The organism is Pseudomonas sp. LBUM1659 (assembly GCF_059716045.1).
In genome coordinates, this window is the sequence record NZ_CP166797.1 from 600,318 (window position 1) to 618,640 (window position 18,323).

The 18,323-nt window shown below is 59.8% G+C and carries 14 protein-coding genes and 2 tRNA genes; 12 read left to right on the forward strand and 4 right to left on the reverse strand.

Features of this window, described 5'->3' with window-relative positions:
* The first annotated feature begins 13 nt into the window (after positions 1-13).
* The 12 genes from ACA048_RS02700 (at position 14) to ACA048_RS02755 (ending at position 15,025) form a co-directional block, all read left to right on the forward strand.
* Positions 14-1,513, forward strand: coding sequence for an NAD(P)H-hydrate dehydratase (locus ACA048_RS02700; RefSeq protein WP_497627835.1), 1,500 nt, complete (start codon positions 14-16; stop codon positions 1,511-1,513).
* Positions 1,501-1,971, forward strand: coding sequence for a tRNA (adenosine(37)-N6)-threonylcarbamoyltransferase complex ATPase subunit type 1 TsaE (gene tsaE, locus ACA048_RS02705; RefSeq protein WP_497627836.1), 471 nt, complete (start codon positions 1,501-1,503; stop codon positions 1,969-1,971). Before ACA048_RS02700 ends, tsaE begins: the two co-directional genes overlap by 13 nt.
* Positions 1,972-3,402, forward strand: coding sequence for an N-acetylmuramoyl-L-alanine amidase (locus ACA048_RS02710; RefSeq protein WP_497627837.1), 1,431 nt, complete (start codon positions 1,972-1,974; stop codon positions 3,400-3,402).
* Complete coding sequence (mutL, locus tag ACA048_RS02715; protein WP_497627838.1) at positions 3,399-5,309, forward strand: DNA mismatch repair endonuclease MutL; 1,911 nt, start codon at positions 3,399-3,401, stop codon at positions 5,307-5,309. The genes ACA048_RS02710 and mutL overlap by 4 nt, the downstream gene beginning before the upstream one ends.
* A complete protein-coding gene (gene miaA, locus ACA048_RS02720) occupies positions 5,309-6,280 on the forward strand; it encodes a tRNA (adenosine(37)-N6)-dimethylallyltransferase MiaA (protein ID WP_497627839.1) in 972 nt (323 codons plus the stop codon). Before mutL ends, miaA begins: the two co-directional genes overlap by 1 nt.
* A gap of 94 nt (positions 6,281-6,374) precedes the next feature.
* Positions 6,375-6,635, forward strand: a complete 261-nt coding sequence (hfq, locus tag ACA048_RS02725) for an RNA chaperone Hfq (protein WP_007902656.1) — start codon at positions 6,375-6,377, stop codon at positions 6,633-6,635.
* Positions 6,636-6,647: 12 nt separating this feature from the next.
* Positions 6,648-7,949: a ribosome rescue GTPase HflX gene (gene hflX / locus ACA048_RS02730; protein WP_497627840.1), complete on the forward strand. Its 1,302-nt coding sequence runs from the start codon at positions 6,648-6,650 to the stop codon at positions 7,947-7,949.
* 96 nt (positions 7,950-8,045) lie between these two features.
* Positions 8,046-9,221: an FtsH protease activity modulator HflK gene (hflK, locus tag ACA048_RS02735; protein ID WP_497627841.1), complete on the forward strand. Its 1,176-nt coding sequence runs from the start codon at positions 8,046-8,048 to the stop codon at positions 9,219-9,221.
* Positions 9,221-10,090: a protease modulator HflC gene (gene hflC, locus ACA048_RS02740; RefSeq protein ID WP_223520176.1), complete on the forward strand. Its 870-nt coding sequence runs from the start codon at positions 9,221-9,223 to the stop codon at positions 10,088-10,090. The genes hflK and hflC overlap by 1 nt, the downstream gene beginning before the upstream one ends.
* A 315-nt stretch (positions 10,091-10,405) precedes the next feature.
* On the forward strand, positions 10,406-11,593 hold the full coding sequence (locus tag ACA048_RS02745; RefSeq protein WP_497627842.1) for an ATP phosphoribosyltransferase regulatory subunit: 1,188 nt from the start codon (positions 10,406-10,408) through the stop codon (positions 11,591-11,593).
* Between the two features lie 54 nt (positions 11,594-11,647).
* Complete coding sequence (locus ACA048_RS02750; protein ID WP_131058815.1) at positions 11,648-12,940, forward strand: adenylosuccinate synthase; 1,293 nt, start codon at positions 11,648-11,650, stop codon at positions 12,938-12,940.
* 150 nt (positions 12,941-13,090) lie between these two features.
* Entirely contained in the window at positions 13,091-15,025 is a 1,935-nt protein-coding gene (locus tag ACA048_RS02755) for a methyl-accepting chemotaxis protein (RefSeq protein ID WP_497627843.1), read from the forward strand.
* Positions 15,026-15,146: 121 nt separating this feature from the next.
* Here ACA048_RS02755 and ACA048_RS02760 read toward each other — a convergent pair whose 3' ends face one another.
* The 4 genes from ACA048_RS02760 to ACA048_RS02775 form a co-directional block, all read right to left on the reverse strand.
* Positions 15,147-16,712 carry an ABC transporter permease gene (locus tag ACA048_RS02760; protein ID WP_497627844.1) on the reverse strand — a complete coding sequence of 522 codons (1,566 nt, stop codon included), beginning with the start codon at positions 16,710-16,712 and terminating at the stop codon, positions 15,147-15,149.
* Complete coding sequence (locus tag ACA048_RS02765) at positions 16,712-17,722, reverse strand: iron ABC transporter substrate-binding protein (protein WP_497627845.1); 1,011 nt, start codon at positions 17,720-17,722, stop codon at positions 16,712-16,714. The genes ACA048_RS02760 and ACA048_RS02765 overlap by 1 nt, the downstream gene beginning before the upstream one ends.
* 221 nt (positions 17,723-17,943) lie before the next feature.
* A tRNA-Leu gene (locus ACA048_RS02770) sits at positions 17,944-18,030 on the reverse strand.
* 166 nt (positions 18,031-18,196) lie between these two features.
* Positions 18,197-18,283: transfer RNA gene (locus tag ACA048_RS02775), tRNA-Leu, on the reverse strand.
* Positions 18,284-18,323 lie beyond the last annotated feature (40 nt).

The following is an 18,323-nucleotide window of genomic DNA, read 5'->3' on the forward strand; positions in this document are numbered from 1 at the left end:
AGCCCGAAGACGCATGCCGCACACTAAAGATGATTTACCCGACGCGCTGTATAGCGCCGCGCAGGTTCGCGGGCTCGATGCGAGCCTGATTGCGGGCGGCACACCGGGCTTCGAATTGATGCAGCGTGCGGCGCGGGCGACCTGGCGAGCGTTGGTCCGGCAGTGGCCGTCGGCGAATGAATTGAGTGTGCTGGCCGGTCACGGCAATAACGCGGGCGACGGTTATCTGGTGGCGGTGCTGGCCCGGCGTGCGGGTTGGTCGGTACGGGTGCTGGCGGTCGGTGATCCCCAGCGTTTGCAGGGGGATGCGGCATTGGCGTATGCCGAGGCCGTTTCCGAGAGCATCTTGATTGAGTCTTGGACTGCGCAGACCGAACTGCGCGGCATCGTGCTGGACGCGCTGCTGGGCACCGGTCTGAGGGGTGAAGTCCGAGCGCCTTACGCTGACGCTATCGCAACGATCAACGCCTGCGGACTTCCGGTGGTTGCGGTGGATATCCCTTCAGGCCTTTGCGCCGATACCGGCCGCGTCCTCGGTGCGGCGGTGCAAGCGGATCTCACTGTGACTTTCATCGGGTTGAAGCTGGGGCTGTTCACCGGTGATGCCGCAGACGTCGTCGGTGAACTGGTTTTCAACGATTTACACGCCGATCCACAGTTGGTTGCGGTCGCGTCGGTCAGCGCTCGTCGCCTGACGGCCGGTAACTTGCCGCACCTTGTCCCCCGAACGCCGACTTCCCACAAAGGCAAATTCGGCCATGTGTTGCTGATCGGTGGTGATCGCGGTTTGGGTGGTGCGATCCTGCTGAGTGCACAAAGCGCTCTGCGCAGCGGGGCCGGCATGGTTTCCGTGGCCACTCGCAGTGATCATGTACCTGCCGCGCTGGCTAGAATTCCTGAAGCCATGGTGCTGGGCACGTCATCGGCCAACCAGCTGATGGAACTGCTGCAAAAAGTTTCCGTACTGGTGGTCGGTCCCGGCTTGGGGCAGGCTTCCTGGGGGCAAAGTTTGCTGTCGGCGGCCGCCAATGCGCCGTTGCCGCAAGTCTGGGACGCCGATGCGTTGAACATGCTGGCCGAAGAGCGCGTGATTCTGCCCAAGGATTGCGTGATCACGCCGCATCCGGGTGAAGCGGCGCGGTTGCTTGGGATCAGCACTGCTCAGGTGCAGGCGGATCGCCCGGCAGCGGCGCATGCACTGAGCAAAAAATACACAGCTGTCGTGGTGTTGAAAGGCGCCGGCAGCCTGATCGCCAGTCCCGATGGGCGTCTGGCGTTGTGTCATCAAGGTCATCCGGCCATGGCTGCGGCCGGTCTGGGCGACGTGCTGGCCGGCTTGGTGGGCGCGCTGCTGGCTCAAGGCATGCAGGCGTTCGACGCCGCTTGTCTGGCTGTCTGGCTACACGCCAATGCGGGTGAGCAACAAGGTAAATATGGCCGTGGGCTGGCGGCCAGTGATCTGATCCCGGCCATTCGTCAGTTGTTGGAGGAGCAAGCACCGTGTCTGAAGTAACCCTGTACCTGGCTGATGAAGAGGCGATGACTGCCTTTGGCGCACATATCGCAAAAACCACCCAAGGGCACGGTCTGATTTTTCTGGAAGGGGACTTGGGGGCGGGGAAAACCACGCTGTCTCGGGGCATCATCCGGGGATTGGGGCATGACGGCGCAGTAAAAAGTCCGACCTTCACCCTGGTCGAGCCTTACGAGATCGGTGACATCCGCGCCTTCCATTTCGACCTGTACCGTTTGGTCGATCCGGAAGAGCTGGAGTACCTCGGCATTCGTGACTACTTCGACGACGACGCGCTGTGCCTGATCGAGTGGCCCGATAAAGGTGCAGGCTTTTTGCCAAAGCCCGACCTGACCATTACCATTAGCCCGCAAGACAGTGGGCGTTCGCTGAAAATTTTATCCCAGGGCTCGCGTGGCGAGGCCTGGTGTGCCGCTTTGGCATTGGAAACCAATTAAATGATGGGGTCAGGTATGCGCTTTCGCGCGATGGTAGCTGCCGTAGGGTTGTTGTTTTTGGCGGTGACCGTCGACGCTGTGGCCGACACAAAGGTCAATAGCGTTCGCCTGTGGCGGGCGCCGGACAACACACGGCTGGTGTTTGACTTGACAGGGCCTGTGCAACACAGCGTGTTCACCCTGACCGCTCCGGATCGGCTGGTGATCGACATCAATGGTGCGACACTCGGTGCACCGCTGAACGTCAACACCTCCAATACCCCCATTACCGCCATGCGCTCGGCTCAACGCACGCCGACCGACCTGCGGGTGGTCATCGACCTGAAAAAGGCCGTTACCCCGAAAAGCTTCTCCCTGGCTCCGAACGCCCAATACGGCAACCGACTGGTGGTTGACCTGTTTGATAGCGCCTCCGATGCCTCGCCGTTGCCTACACCAACCCCTTCGGTCGCCACGGCGCCGGCAGTGCCGGTCACGCCTGTTGAGCCTGCGATCAAGCTTCCACCTGCACCGGCCGGCAAGCGCGACATCCTTGTGGTGATCGATGCCGGTCACGGCGGCGAAGACCCGGGCGCCTCCGGTTCGCGCGGTCAGAAGGAAAAAGACGTGGTATTGGCCATCGCCCGTGAATTGCAGCGTCAGGTCAACGGCATGAAAGGCTTCCGCGCCGAACTGACCCGCACCGGCGACTACTTCATTCCACTGCGCGGCCGTACCGAAATCGCCCGCAAGAAAGGCGCCGACCTGTTCGTTTCGATCCACGCTGACGCCGCGCCGTCGACCGCGGCCTTCGGTGCGTCGGTGTTTGCCCTGTCTGATCGTGGCGCTACATCGGAAACGGCCCGCTGGCTGGCGGACAGTGAAAACCGCTCCGACTTGATCGGCGGTGCCGGCAACGTCAGTCTCGATGACAAGGACCGCATGCTCGCGGGCGTACTGCTCGACCTGTCGATGACGGCGTCGCTGACGTCCAGCCTGAACGTCGGCCAGAAAGTGCTGAGCAATATCGGTCGTGTCACTCCGTTGCACAAACAGCGTGTGGAGCAGGCCGGGTTCATGGTGCTGAAGTCGCCAGACATCCCGTCGATCCTGGTCGAAACCGGGTTCATCTCCAACGCCAACGAAGCCTCAAAGCTTGCGTCATCGAATCACCAGCAGGCGCTCGCGCGCTCGATCAGCAGCGGCGTGCGCCAGTTCTTCCAGCAGAATCCGCCACCGGGCACTTACATTGCGTGGCTGCGTGATTCCGGAAAAATCGCTCAGGGCCCGCGTGATCACCGAGTCAATCCGGGTGAAACCCTGGCGATGATTGCCGTGCGTTATCAGGTGTCGCCAGCGACGCTGCGCGGCGCCAACAACCTGTCGAGTGATGAGCTGAAGATCGGTCAGCACCTGACCATTCCAGGCACTGAGCTGGCGGCCAAAGAATGAACCAGGTCGTGACTAACAGCGCTCGCATCGAGCTGCTCAGCCCGCGACTGGCGAACCAGATTGCCGCCGGCGAGGTGGTTGAGCGCCCGGCTTCGGTGATTAAAGAGCTGCTAGAAAACAGCCTCGACTCCGGCGCCAAACGCATCGATGTCGATGTCGAGCAGGGTGGCGTCAAGCTGCTGCGGGTGCGCGACGACGGCAGTGGTATTTCTGCCGATGACCTGCCGCTGGCCCTGGCCCGACACGCCACCAGCAAAATTCGTAACCTTGAGGACCTGGAACAGGTCATGAGCCTGGGTTTTCGTGGTGAGGCCCTTGCGTCGATCAGCTCCGTGGCGCGCCTGACCCTGACGTCTCGCACCCGCGATGCCGATCAGGCCTGGCAGGTTGAGACCGAAGGCCGGGACATGGCGCCTCGTGTGCAACCAGCCGCTCACCCGGTCGGCACCTCGGTGGAAGTCCGCGACCTGTTCTTCAACACCCCGGCGCGGCGCAAATTCCTCAAGACCGAAAAAACCGAATTCGATCACCTGCAAGAAGTGATCAAGCGTCTGGCGTTGGCGCGGTTCGACGTGGCGTTCCATTTACGTCACAACGGCAAAACCATCCTCAGCCTGCATGAAGCCCATGACGATGCAGCCCGCGCCCGGCGCGTGGCGGCGATTTGTGGTTCAGGTTTCCTGGAGCAGGCGCTGCCGATCGAAATCGAGCGCAATGGCCTGCATTTGTGGGGTTGGGTCGGTTTGCCGACGTTCAATCGCAGCCAGGCAGACTTGCAGTATTTCTTTGTGAATGGCCGTGCGGTGCGCGACAAGCTGGTGGCCCACGCGGTGCGCCAGGCCTATCGCGACGTGCTGTTCAATGGCCGGCATCCGACGTTCGTGCTGTTTTTCGAAGTCGATCCGGCGGGTGTCGACGTCAACGTGCACCCGACCAAACACGAGGTTCGCTTCCGTGACGGGCGCATGGTTCACGATTTCCTCTATGGCACCTTGCATCGCGCGTTGGGCGATGTGCGACCGGAGGATCATCTGGCCGCACCGGTGGCGACGGCCGTCGTGCGACCGACTGGCCTCGACGCCGGTGAATTCGGCCCGCAGGGCGAGATGCGCCTGGCGGCCAATGCGCTACTGGAGCAACCCCAGGCGCAGCCATCGTTCAATACCCCGGCTGGCTCGGGCGCTGGCGCCGGTTATCAGTATCAATACACGCCACGGCCTCAGTCCGGGGTGCCGGTCGCCGAAGCTCAGGCCGCCTACCGCGAGTTTTTTGCGCCGCTGCCCGAGGCCAATGCGGTCGCGCTTCCGGCCGGGCAGGACGATATTCCGCCGCTGGGTTATGCACTGGCGCAGCTCAAAGGTATCTACATCCTTTCGGAAAACGCCCAGGGGCTGGTGCTGGTGGACATGCATGCGGCTCACGAGCGAATCATGTACGAGCGCCTGAAAATCGCCATGGCCAGCGAAGGACTGAGCGGTCAGCCGCTGCTGGTACCCGAGTCATTGGCCGTCAGTCAGCGCGAAGCCGATTGCGCCGAAGAGCACGTCGCGTGGTTCCAGCGTCTTGGCTTTGAATTGCAGCGCCTGGGGCCTGAGACCCTGGCCATCCGGCAGATTCCGGCCTTGCTCAAGCAAGCTGAAGCCAACCGACTGGTCAGTGATGTATTGGCGGACCTGATGGAATACGGCTCCAGCGACCGGATTCAGGCTCATTTGAACGAACTGCTCGGGACGATGGCCTGTCACGGCGCGGTTCGTGCGAATCGACGCCTGGCGATCCCGGAAATGAACGGCCTGCTGCGTGACATGGAAAACACCGAGCGCAGCGGTCAATGCAACCATGGCCGACCGACCTGGACCCAATTGGGCCTGGACGATCTGGACAAACTTTTCTTGCGCGGTCGTTGATGAGCCAGCTCCCTCCAGCGATTTTTCTGATGGGCCCGACCGCTGCGGGCAAGACCGACCTGGCCATCGAACTGACCAAAGTCCTGCCGTGCGAGCTGATCAGTGTCGATTCGGCACTGGTCTACCGTGGCATGGACATTGGCACTGCCAAACCTTCGAAAGATATTCTGAGCGAATTCCCGCACCGTTTGATCGACATTCTTGACCCGGCCGAGAGCTATTCGGCTGCTGATTTTCGCCGTGATGCCCTTGAAGCGATGGCCGAGATCACTGCGCGGGGAAAAATTCCGCTGCTGGTGGGCGGCACAATGCTCTATTACAAGGCTTTGGTCGAAGGTCTGGCGGATATGCCGGCGGCTGATCCGGATGTGCGTGCGCAGATCGAGGAAGAGGCTGCGCGCCTCGGCTGGCAAGCGCTGCACGAGCAATTGGCGGTCATCGATCCGGAATCGGCGGCGCGTATTCATCCGAACGATCCGCAGCGACTCAGTCGAGCGCTGGAAGTTTATCGCGTCAGTGGTCAGAGCATGACCGAACTGCGTCTGAGACAAACTGCGCAAAGTACTGAAGCAGCCGCTTCGGGACTGCAACAATTGCCCTATACTGTCGCGAACTTGGCCATTGCTCCGGCAAATCGTCAGGTACTGCACGAGCGAATTAAACAAAGATTCACGAATATGTTGGAACAGGGATTCATTGACGAGGTCGTAGCCCTGCGTAAGAGAAGTGACCTGCATTCCGGGTTGCCGTCTATACGTGCAGTAGGCTACCGACAAGTCTGGGATTACCTGGATGGCAAGCTGACGCAAGCCGAGATGCAGGAGCGTGGAATAATTGCCACGCGCCAATTGGCAAAACGTCAGTTCACCTGGCTGCGCAGTTGGGCTGATTTACACTGGCTGGACAGCCTCGATTGCGACAATCTGCCGCGCGCCTTGAAATACTTGGGGTCCATCTCCATATTGAGGTGAGACCTTTCAATTGCCGTCTATCCTTGGGGGTGTGACGGCTAAAGCCATCTGTTTACCTATTTTTTTATTTTGAATCCTTAAAGGAGTGCGGCACATGTCAAAAGGGCATTCGCTACAAGACCCTTACTTGAATACTTTACGTAAAGAGAAAGTTGGGGTGTCTATCTACCTGGTCAACGGTATCAAACTGCAAGGCACGATCGAGTCTTTCGACCAGTTCGTTATCCTGCTGAAAAACACCGTGAGCCAGATGGTTTACAAACACGCTATCTCTACAGTGGTGCCGGTTCGTCCAATTCGTCTGCCTAGCGCAACCGAATCCGAAGCAGGTGACGCTGAGCCAGGTAACGCCTGATAGGAGTCTCCTTTGTTCTTTGAGCGCCACGGTGGTGGTGAGCGAGCCATTCTCGTTCACTTGGATGGTCAGGACCCTGAGGCGCGCGAAGATCCGCAGGAGTTCCAGGAATTGGCAATATCGGCAGGTGCCGAGACCGTCGCGTTTTTTAACGTGCCGCGTCATCGGCCAACCGCCAAATACCTGATTGGCAGCGGCAAGGTCGAGGAATTACGCGACCTGGTCAAAGCCGAGCAGGTAGATCTGGTGATTTTCAATCACATCCTCACGCCCAGTCAGGAACGTAACCTTGAACGTGTGTTCGAGTGTCGCGTGATCGACCGCACGGGTCTGATTCTCGATATTTTCGCCCAACGCGCCCGCACCCATGAAGGCAAGCTCCAGGTCGAACTGGCCCAGCTTGAGCACATGAGTACGCGGCTGGTTCGTGGCTGGACTCACCTTGAGCGGCAGAAAGGCGGTATCGGTCTGCGCGGTCCGGGTGAAACCCAGCTCGAAACCGACCGACGCCTGTTGCGGGTTCGCCTGCGGCAAATCAAGGGGCGACTGGAGAAGGTCCGTAGCCAGCGCGAGCAGTCTCGTCGCGGGCGCAAACGTGCTGACATTCCGACGGTTTCACTGGTGGGGTATACCAACGCCGGCAAATCGACGCTGTTCAACTCGGTGACCGATTCCGACGTCTTCGCTGCTGATCAGCTCTTCGCGACCCTCGACCCGACCTTGCGCCGACTCGAACTCGATGACCTCGGGCCGATCGTGCTGGCCGACACCGTGGGCTTCATTCGTCATCTACCTCACAAGCTGGTTGAGGCATTTCGGGCTACGCTCGAAGAGTCGAGCAACTCTGACTTGCTGCTGCATGTGATCGACGCTCATGAACCCGAGCGTATGGCCCAGATTGAACAGGTAATGGTGGTGCTCGGGGAGATCGGGGCGCAAGACTTGCCGATCCTTGAGGTATACAACAAACTCGATTTGCTCGAGGGCGTAGAGCCGCAGATCCAGCGCGATGCCGATGGCAAACCGCTGCGGGTCTGGTTGTCGGCCAAGGACGGTACAGGCCTGGACCTGCTCAAGCAGGCCCTGGCCGAGTTGCTTGGGGATGATTTGTTTATTGGTACCTTGCGCTTGCCGCAACGTTTTGCTCGACTGCGTGCGCAGTTTTTCAAAGTCGGTGCGGTACAGAAAGAAGAACACGACGAAGAAGGCATCAGCTTGCTGGCCGTTCGCTTGCCACGGATCGAATTGAATCGATTGGTGAGCCGCGAAGGTTTGCAGCCGAATGACTTCATCGAGCAACACACTTTGCAATAAAAGCCTGAGAAAGCGGTTGTGCCGTGGTGACAGGCATTCTGTAGCATTGGTCGGCGCGCCGTGGGTGCGTCTTTGCTTTATCAGATGGAGAGCGCTATGGCTTGGAATGAGCCGGGTGGCAACTCGAATAATCAGGATCCTTGGGGTGGCAAGCGCCGCAATAACGGCGACCGCAAGGGACCACCGGATCTCGACGAGGCCTTCCGAAAGCTGCAGGAAAGCCTGAACGGGTTGTTCGGTGGTGGTAAGAAACGCGGTGATAACGGCGGTGGTTCGGGCAAGAGCGGCGGCTTCGGCGCCATTCTTGGCATCGGCCTTGTCGTGTTGGCGGCCGTTTGGCTGTACAGCGCGGTCTACGTCGTCGACGAGCAGGAGCAGGCCGTGGTGCTGCGCTTCGGCAAGTACTACGAAACCGTCGGCCCGGGCCTGAACATCTACTTCCCGCCGATCGACAAGAAGTACCTGGAAAACGTTACGCGTGAGCGTTCGTACACCAAGCAGGGGCAGATGCTGACCGAAGACGAGAACATCGTCGAAGTGCCGCTGACCGTGCAATACAAGATCAGCAACCTGCAGGATTTCGTGCTGGATGTCGATCAGCCGGAAATCAGCCTGCAGCAAGCGACAGATAGTGCCTTGCGTCACGTGGTGGGCTCTACCGCCATGGACCAGGTACTGACTGAAGGTCGTGAGTTGATGGCCAGCGAGATCAAGGAGCGTCTGCAACGCTTCATGGATACCTATCGCACCGGTATCACCGTTACCCAGGTCAACGTTCAGAACGCAGCGGCACCGCGTGAAGTTCAGGAAGCCTTCGACGACGTGATCCGTGCCCGTGAAGACGAGCAACGTTCGCGTAACCAGGCTGAAACCTACGCCAACGGCGTCGTGCCGGAAGCCCGTGGTCAGGCCCAGCGTATCCTCGAGGATGCCAATGGTTACCGTGACGAAACCGTCTCGCGCGCCAAGGGTGAGGCCGATCGCTTCACCAAGCTGGTCGCCGAGTATCGCAAGGCCCCTGAAGTCACCCGCGAGCGTCTGTACCTGGACACCATGCAGGAAGTCTTCACCAACACCAGCAAGGTTCTCGTGACCGGCAACAAGAATGGCCAGAGCAATCTGCTGTACTTGCCGCTGGACAAGATGATCGACAGTGGTCGCACCACTGGCAGTGCTCCGGCTTCGGGCGCGGCAGCCAGCAGCAATGAAGCGAATACGCGTGCAGCAGCTGATCTGCAACAACAGCAAGCACGTACCAGGGAGAGTCGCTGATGAGCAATAAATCGCTGATCGCCCTTATTGTCGGCGTCGTCGTGGCGATCGCTGCCTGGAACTGCTTCTACATCGTGGCTCAGACCGAGCGTGCGGTGTTGCTGCAGTTCGGTCGCGTGGTTCAGGCCGATGTTCAGCCGGGCCTGCATGTGAAAGTGCCTTACGTTAACCAGGTGCGTAAATTCGACGCACGCCTGATGACGCTGGATGCACCGACGCAACGCTTCCTGACGCTGGAAAAGAAAGCCGTCATGGTGGATGCCTTCGCCAAGTGGCGCGTGAAAGATGCCGAGCGCTTCTACACCGCAACGTCCGGCCTCAAGCAGATTGCCGACGAGCGTCTGTCCCGTCGTCTGGAATCGGGCCTGCGTGACCAGTTCGGTAAGCGCACGCTGCATGAAGTGGTTTCCGGTGAACGTGACGCGCTGATGGCTGACATCACCGCTTCGCTGAACAAGATGGCGGAAAAAGAACTGGGCATCGAAGTCGTCGATGTTCGGGTCAAGGCCATCGACCTGCCGAAAGAAGTGAACCGCAGCGTGTTCGAGCGTATGAGCACCGAGCGTGAGCGTGAAGCTCGCGAGCACCGCGCCAAGGGTAACGAGCTGGCAGAAGGCATCCGTGCTGACGCCGATCGTCAGCGCCGCGTGTTGCTGGCTGAAGCCTATCGTGAATCTGAAGAGGTTCGCGGTGATGGTGATGCCCAGGCATCTTCCATCTACTCCAAGGCCTACGGCCAGGACCAGGAGTTCTACGCGTTCTACCGTAGCCTGCGTGCCTACCGTGAAAGCTTCGCGAACAAATCCGATGTCATGGTCCTGGACCCAAGCAGCGACTTCTTCCGTTACCTGGAAAAAGCCAAGCCTTGATACCGCATTGACCTGAATCATCCCCCGCCTGGCGGCTAAAGCCTCGGGCGGGGTGATCCTTTGGGAAAACGTGTGTATGATGCGGCAGCCGGGAAATTCCCGGCTTTTTTGCGTCTGCACGTTTGATTGCTGTTTTCAGGCAGAAGACCGAGTTGAATGACTCGACAGGATTTTCGAGGAAAGTGGTTGGCGAAGCCGGTTTCAGGCTTTTCGCCGTGTTGTTCATGCGCGTGGTTTGCAAATGAACCGATCATTTTCTGCTTCACTCAAGGCTCGCCCGACGGCTTGCCGCCCGGATCATAGGGGAATGGCGTAATGGCAACGGTAGACCGCTGGCTGCTGCCAGATGGCATCGAAGAAGTACTGCCACCAGAAGCGGCGCGCATTGAAGTCGCGCGTCGTCAGGTGTTGGATCTGTTCCAGAGCTGGGGTTACGAGTTTGTCGTGACTCCCCATATCGAGTACCTGGAATCCCTGCTGACCGGCGCGGGCTCGGACCTCGATCTGCGTACTTTCAAGGTCATCGACCCGCAATCGGGCCGGCAGATGGGGTTCCGTGCCGACATCACGCCGCAAGTGGCGCGCATTGATGCGCACACCTTGCGCCGCGAAGGCCCGAGCCGTCTGTGCTATGCCGGTAGCGTGCTGCACGCTCTGCCTCGCGCATTGTCGTCCTCGCGCAGCCCGATCCAGTTGGGTGCCGAGTTGTATGGCGATGGCAGCCCGAGCAGCGATGTGGAAGTCATCAGCCTGATGTTGGCTATGCTGCAACTGGCCGATGTGCCGGATGTGCACATGGACCTCGGCCATGTAGGCATCTACCGTGGCCTGGCCCGCGCCGCCGGTTTGTCCGGTGAAGTCGAGCAACAATTGTTTGATGCGTTGCAACGCAAGGCCATCGACGAGGTCATTACCTTGACCGAAGGCCTGCGTGCCGATTTGTCGGGCATGCTGCGCGCATTGGTGGACTTGTGTGGCGGCCGTGAAGTATTGAGCGCTGCCCGCGAGCGTTTGGCGAATGCGCCGGCCCCGGTTCTGGCTGCTCTGGACGACCTGTTGGCGATTGCCGAACGTCTGTCCGTGCGTTTCCCGGAACTGCCGCTGTACTTCGACCTGGGTGAGTTGCGCGGTTACCACTACCACACCGGTGTGGTGTTCGCGGTGTTCGTGCCGGGTGTTGGCCAGTCCATTGCCCAGGGCGGTCGTTACGACGACATCGGCGCCGACTTCGGTCGCGCTCGTCCGGCCACCGGCTTCTCTACCGATTTGAAAACCCTGGTGACCCTGGGGCGTGCTGAAATCGAGCTACCGTCTGGCGGTATCTGGATGCCTGACAGTACGGATGCGGCACTCTGGCAGCAGGTTTGCCAGTTGCGCAGTGAGGGTCAGCGTGTCGTTCAGGCATTGCCTGGACAACCTTTGGCCGCCGCCCGTGAAGCGGACTGCGACCGGCAATTGATTCAGCAGAACGGGCTTTGGCAAGTATTGCCGCTGGCTTCTTGAGTTTTCCTGCCGGCCGCCGCCGGCACCAAGTTTGCGCGAATGAGGACAAGTGTTATGGGTAAGAATGTCGTAGTCCTGGGCACCCAATGGGGTGATGAGGGCAAAGGCAAGATCGTTGATCTGCTGACCGAACATGCTGCCGCCGTAGTGCGCTACCAAGGTGGCCACAACGCTGGTCACACACTGGTGATCGACGGCGAGAAAACCGTCTTGCACCTGATTCCTTCGGGCGTGCTGCGCGAAGGCGTGCAGTGCCTGATCGGTAATGGCGTGGTGGTTGCACCCGACGCTCTGCTGCGGGAAATCATCAAGTTGGAAGAGAAAGGCGTACCGGTGCGCGAGCGCCTGCGTATCAGCCCGTCTTGCCCGCTGATCCTGTCCTACCACGTAGCGCTGGACCAGGCTCGTGAAAAAGCCCGTGGCGAGCTGAAGATCGGTACCACCGGTCGCGGCATCGGCCCGGCTTACGAAGATAAGGTTGCACGTCGCGGTCTGCGCATCGGTGACCTGTTCCATCGTGAGCGTTTCGCCGCCAAGCTGGGCGAGTTGCTGGATTACCACAACTTCGTTCTGGTCAATTACTACAAAGAACCTGCGATCGATTTCCAGAAGACTCTGGACGAGTGCATGGAGTACGCCGAGCTGCTGAAGCCGATGATGCTCGACGTCACCGCCGAGCTGCACGAGCTGCGCCGCGCTGGCAAAGACATCATGTTCGAGGGCGCTCAAGGCTCCCTGCTGGACATCGACCACGGTACCTACCCGTACGTCACCAGCTCCAACACCACTGCGGGTGGCATCGCCACCGGTTCGGGTTTTGGTCCGATGTACCTGGATTACATCCTGGGCATCACCAAGGCCTACACCACTCGCGTCGGTTCGGGCCCGTTCCCGACTGAGCTGTTCGATGACGTTGGCGCGTTCCTCGCCAAGCGTGGCCACGAGTTCGGTGCTACCACCGGCCGTGCCCGTCGTTGCGGCTGGTTCGACGCCGTCATCCTGCGTCGCGCTATCGACGTCAACAGCATTTCGGGCCTGTGCCTGACCAAGCTGGACGTACTGGACGGTCTGGAAACCATCAACATCTGTGTTGGCTACAAGAACCAGGATGGTGCAGTGATCGACGCACCGACTGACGCCGACAGCTACATCGGCCTGGAGCCGGTGTACGAAGAGATGCCGGGCTGGACCGAATCCACCGTCGGTGCCAAGACGCTGGAGGCGCTGCCGCAAGCCGCTCGCAACTACATCAAACGCGTTGAAGAGTTGGTCGGTGCGCCGATTGACATTATTTCGACGGGCCCGGATCGCAACGAAACCATCGTTCTGCGTCACCCGTTCGCCTGATAAGTCGTTGATGTACAACACAAAGGCCCCTTAATTGGGGCCTTTGTCGTTTATACCTGTTGGACGGCATGACCTTTGCTGTGATCTTGATTAAAAGCATCGCTTCCAGCGCGCCATCAATTTAATGGCGCCAAAGCAGAGGGATTTTAAGTGTCAGCCGTTCTCTCATTGTTACAAAGCCGTTTACTGCGGCCCGTGTTCGTTACCCTTGGTATCGCCCTTTTGGTGCAGGTGCTGGTGGCTGTTGCCCTGACCCGGAGCACAGTGACTGCGCTGGAAGCCGATCTGGGTGTGCGCCTGGGCGCCGACAGTCAAAAGCTCTCTGGCGAGCTTGAGCAGGCAGGGCGTGAAGTCACGTCGAGCCTGGACAGCCTCTCGACCAGCACGCGTCAACGCCTCACGGCCGGTTTGTCTTCGCGTTTGAAGGATGAACAGGCGCAGATGCGTGCAATGCTGGAAAAAGACCTGAAGGACTCCGCCAATGATATGGCGCAGCTTCTGGCCTCGGTCGCTCCCCGCGCCATGTGGGACAGCGACGTTCCAACCCTGTCTGAATTTGCCCGTCGGGCACAGCGTAATCCCAATGTGTTGTTCGTGGTTTACGACGATGCAACGGGGCAGCACCTGACGCGTTATCTGAATCGCGAAAACCCGATCAATAAGGCCTTGCTGGAAAAGGGTCAGGGCGAGCGCGCGCTGGACAAGGTGCTGGATGCGGCGAAGAACGATCCATCGGTTTATTACCTTGAGGCCTCGATCAACCCTAACGGCGTGGAAATCGGCAAGGTTGTGATGGGGGTCTCGACCGCCTCGGTGGAAACCGACCTGGCGGCCCTCGACAAGCGCTTCTCGGCGCTGATTGCCAGCAGTGATCAACTGGTCGGCGATAGCCTCAAGGGTGCGGCCGCAGACAGTGCTGCGGCCATGGGTGCGCGATTGCAGTCGGCGCAGTCCACTGCCTCTGAAATGAAAGCCAATACCGCCAGCACTGTGCAGGAAGCGGCAGCGACCTTGCGCTGGCGCATCGGCATGGGCCTGGCGCTGGTTGGTTGCGGTGTGCTGCTGTTGCTGGCCGTGGTGCTGGGGCGTCGAGTGGTCAACCGCTTGAAGCTGCTGATCAGCGCCATGGATGACTTGGCGGCGGGCGAGGGCGACCTGACCAAGCGCGTGCAGATCAACAGCAAGGACGAAATCGGCGACATGGCCTCGGCGGTCAATCGCTTTGTGGATAAGTTGCAGCCGATCGTGCGCGAGGCGGGCGATGTGGCTCAGCGTACCGGCGTGGAAATCGGCGCCATGACCCTTCGTAATGCAGGGGCAGACAAGGCGGCGGGCATGCAGCGCGATGAAGTGGCCGAGAGCTTGCGCGCGTTGTCGCAAATGGCTGATGAAGCCCAGTCAGAAAGCCACGCCATGCAAGCGGCGTTGCAGCAGGTGGTGGACATTCGTTCGGCCACCGATGAAAACACTCGGACCTCGGCGAAAGTCGGCAGTCTGATCGAGGCGTTGGCCGGGCAGGTCGATACCGGGGCGAAAGTCATCGAACGGCTGGCGCAGCAGAGTGAGCAGATTGAAGTGGTGTTGACGGTAATCCACGGGATCGCCGAGCAAACCAACCTGCTGGCACTGAACGCCGCCATCGAAGCGGCGCGTGCGGGCGAGACCGGTCGCGGCTTTGCCGTGGTGGCTGACGAAGTGCGGGCGCTGGCGAGCAAGACGCAGAGCTCGACTGGCGACATTCAGGCGCACATCGTTGCCTTGCAACAAGGTGCCCGTGAGGCGGTGGCTGCGATTGGTCAGGCGGGGCGTCAGGCCAACGAAGGTTTGCTGGTGTTGCGCGACAGTGCGCGGTTGCAGCAGTCGGTGCAGGCGTCGGTCGAGCAGGTGCATGCGGCGATTGGCCTGGCGACTCAGGCAGCGGCGCATCAGGCGCAAGGCGCGCAGGCGGTGCGGGGCCGGGTTGAAACCATTCATGCACAGGCTGAGAAAGCAGCTCGGGCGGTGGTGGAGACCACGGCCAGCGGCAAGGTGCTGGATGGCTTGGCGGCGCAGTTGAAGGCGAGCCTGGGGCAGTTCAGAGCGTAATCGGTTGTCTGGGCTGGCCCCTTCGCGAGCAGGCTCGCTCCCACACTGGATCTTCAGTGAGCGCACTATTTGTGGGCATCAGAGATCAAATGTGGGAGCGAGCCTGCTCGCGATGGCGGTCTCAGCGGCTCAGATACATCCGCGTCGTAAGTAGATAAACCGGCACTCCCGACACCAAAATCAACAACGCCGCATAAGGCGCCGCCGCCGCAAACTCCACATTGGCGGTATGCGCCCAAACCTCCGTCGCCAAGGTATTGAGCCCGGTCGGACTCAGCAGCAGCGTCGCCGTGAGCTCCTTCATCGCATCCAGAAACACCAGCGCAAACGCGGCGCCCAACGCTGGGAAAATAATCGGCAGCGTAATCCGGAAAAACGCAGTGAACGACGTAGCCCCCAGCGTGCGCGCTGCCTCTTCCAGTTGTGGCGCAGCCTTGTTCAAGGCCGTTCGAATCGGCGCCTGTGCCAGCGGCAGAAACAACAGTGCATAAGCGATCAGCAGCAATGCCGATGTCTGGTACAGCGCCGGCACATAGTGCAGGGCGAAATACACCAGCGTCAGCGCAATCACCAATCCCGGCAGCGCATGCAGCAGATAGGGCAGGCGCTCGGCCCAGATTGCCAATGGACCCTTGTACCGGACCACCAGCAAGCCCACCGGCACGGCCAGCATCAGGCAGAGCGTTGCCCCGCCAAGGGAGAGCGCAAGAGACGACAGCAGCGCCTCGCTGATTGCGGCTACCGGGAACGCTGCTGAAGAACCGACTGCCAGCCAATACCCCAGCATCCCCAGCGGAATGCCACTGCCGATGATCGCCAGCGCCAGGCAGTAAAGCTGTCCGACGCCCGCCCAAGGTCCCAATCGAACTTGTTCCGCGTGCCGCGCCGCACCTTGGCCGGTACGAACATGCCGGCCCTTGCCGCGAACCCGCAGCTCCAGCCACAGCAATACCAGACACAGCGCCAGCAACACCGCCGAAAGCATCGCCGCGTTGGCATTGCTGAATTCCAGTTCGAACTGCTGATAAATCGCCGTGGTAAAGGTTTGCAAGCCGATGATCGACAGCGCGCCGAACTCCACCAGCATGTGCAGCGCGATCAGCAGTGCCCCCGCCAGCAATGATGGCCAAAGCAGCGGCAACGTGATTCTGAAAAACACGCCCCAGCGATTCTGTCCAAGCGTGCGGGCGGACTCTTCAAGAGAGGGATCAAGATTGCGTAACGTCGCCGCGACGGGCAGAAAGATCAGCGGGTACTTGGACAGCGTCATCACCAGAATCGCCCCGCCCAAACCTTCGAAGTGAGCGCTGAGCGAAACCCAGGTAAAGCTGCTGACAAACGCCGGAACGGCGAACGGCAAGCAGAGGATGACGCCCCACAAGCGCCGTCCAGGCAGGTTGCTGCGTTCCAGCAGCCAGGCCAGCGACAGGCCAATCACCCCGCAAGCCAGCGTCACGCCAGCCATCAGTGCCAACGTATTGCGCAGCAGTCCAAACACATAAGGTCGCCACAGCAGATGCAATGCCTCGGCCCACCCGGCTTGCCAGGCTTTGAGTCCGACATACAGCAGCGGCAACAGGCTGAGCACGACCAGTAGCAGAACCGGCAGCAGCAGCCAGATCGACGGCCGCTTTCGCCGTGGCACGTAACCCCCGCGCGAAGCGGGGGTGGATAACGATGCGCTCATCAGTTCAAGCCAACGTCGCGTTCCAGATCCAGGGCTTGTTCGGCATTGCCCAGATCGGCCGGGGTGACGTTAGGGGCTTGCAGTTCGCTGAAAGGTTTGAGGCCGCGATCCGATTCCATACCTTTGTGCAGCGGGTATTCGGCGGTGGTCTGGGTGATCACGCGCTGACCTTCTTCGCTGGCCATATAGGCAAGAAACTGTTGGGCTTCTTGTGGGTGTTGGCTGGATTTCAGCACGGCCGCGCTGGAAACGGTGATTAGCCCGCCGACGTCGCCGCCGGTGAAGTAATGCAGTTTCGAATCGAGCTGGCCCTTCTCGCGTTGCAAGGCGAACCAGTAATAGTTATTCACCAGTACGGTGGCGACTTCGCCATTTTCCACGGCTTTCAGGGCGACCATGTTGTTGCTGTAGGTCTTGCCGAACGCGCGCAGGCCAGTCAGCCATTCTTCGGCTGCATCCATGCCGTGCACTTTGATGATCGCGACGGCCTGTTCCTGAAAGGCGCCACTGGTAGGCACGAAGCCGACCTTGCCTTGCCATGTTGGATTGGAGAATTCCATCACCGACGTGGGCAGGTCCTTTTCATCAATCAGCTTGGGGTTAAACGCTACGACCCGCACTCGAGCCGTGATGCCGATCCAGGTGCCGTTGCTCGCTACATATTCCTTGGGTAAAACCGCCAGTGTGGTGTCGTCGGTCTTGGCCAGCAGGCCTTGCTCGCCCAGTTTGTTCAATGGCGGCGACTCTTCGGTGTAAATCACATCGGCGGGAGAACGATCGCCTTCTTCCACGATCTGGCTGGCGAGCTGGTTGCTGCTGCCTTTTCGCACGTTGACGTGAATGCCGGTCTTGGCTTCGAAAGCCTTGGCGATAGCGTCGCCGACTTCCTTGTGTTGACCGTTATAGAGCGTCAGGGAAACCGGATCGGCAGCCTGGGTGAGGGGAGTGGCGAGTGCCAGGCCGAGCAGGGTAAAGGTCAGGCCGCGGCGCAGGGTATTTCGAAACATCATTCGCAGGGTTCCTCACTGTCGCATTGCAAAAACTTGCAACAATGATAAACGATATTGTTTCTCAAGTGCGCCTTGCGGGGCTGGGAAGTCGATGCTAGAGCCTCCAGCTGCTACAGGGCGTGTGCTTCTTGAGAGGGGAGATCGGTTTTCGAAAGTCAGAAACGCAAAAACCCGCTTTCGCGGGTTTTTGTGAAATTCCAGATCGACTCTGAAATTTGAATTGGTGCCCAGAAGAAGACTCGAACTTCCACGACCTTGCGGTCACCAGCACCTGAAGCTGGCGTGTCTACCAATTTCACCATCTGGGCATAATCTTCAGCGTCTCCGCTGTTGATGTGGCGCACTATACGGAGAGCTTTTTGATCTGTAAACCCCTGATTTAGATTTAATAAATCAGATGCTTGGAATGCAAAAAACCCGCTTTCGCGGGTTTTTGTGCGAGCGTTGAAATTGATCTAATCTCAAGCTCGAAATTGGTGCCCAGAAGAAGACTCGAACTTCCACGACCTTGCGGTCACCAGCACCTGAAGCTGGCGTGTCTACCAATTTCACCATCTGGGCAGTATCGGCAACGCTAGTGCGTCGTCGATGGCGCGCACTA

What these genes read in the sequence shown, in the direction of transcription:
- ACA048_RS02700 (WP_497627835.1), top strand. Translation starts at nt 14, where the DNA reads ATGCCGCACACTAAAGATGATTTACCCGACGCGCTGTATAGCGCCGCG.
- ACA048_RS02710 (WP_497627837.1), top strand. Translation starts at nt 1,972, where the DNA reads ATGATGGGGTCAGGTATGCGCTTTCGCGCGATGGTAGCTGCCGTAGGG.
- mutL (WP_497627838.1), top strand. Translation starts at nt 3,399, where the DNA reads ATGAACCAGGTCGTGACTAACAGCGCTCGCATCGAGCTGCTCAGCCCG.
- miaA (WP_497627839.1), top strand. Translation starts at nt 5,309, where the DNA reads ATGAGCCAGCTCCCTCCAGCGATTTTTCTGATGGGCCCGACCGCTGCG.
- hfq (WP_007902656.1), top strand. Translation starts at nt 6,375, where the DNA reads ATGTCAAAAGGGCATTCGCTACAAGACCCTTACTTGAATACTTTACGT.
- hflK (WP_497627841.1), top strand. Translation starts at nt 8,046, where the DNA reads ATGGCTTGGAATGAGCCGGGTGGCAACTCGAATAATCAGGATCCTTGG.
- hflC (WP_223520176.1), top strand. Translation starts at nt 9,221, where the DNA reads ATGAGCAATAAATCGCTGATCGCCCTTATTGTCGGCGTCGTCGTGGCG.
- ACA048_RS02745 (WP_497627842.1), top strand. Translation starts at nt 10,406, where the DNA reads ATGGCAACGGTAGACCGCTGGCTGCTGCCAGATGGCATCGAAGAAGTA.
- ACA048_RS02750 (WP_131058815.1), top strand. Translation starts at nt 11,648, where the DNA reads ATGGGTAAGAATGTCGTAGTCCTGGGCACCCAATGGGGTGATGAGGGC.
- ACA048_RS02760 (WP_497627844.1), bottom strand. Translation starts at nt 16,712, where the DNA reads ATGAGCGCATCGTTATCCACCCCCGCTTCGCGCGGGGGTTACGTGCCA.
- ACA048_RS02765 (WP_497627845.1), bottom strand. Translation starts at nt 17,722, where the DNA reads ATGATGTTTCGAAATACCCTGCGCCGCGGCCTGACCTTTACCCTGCTC.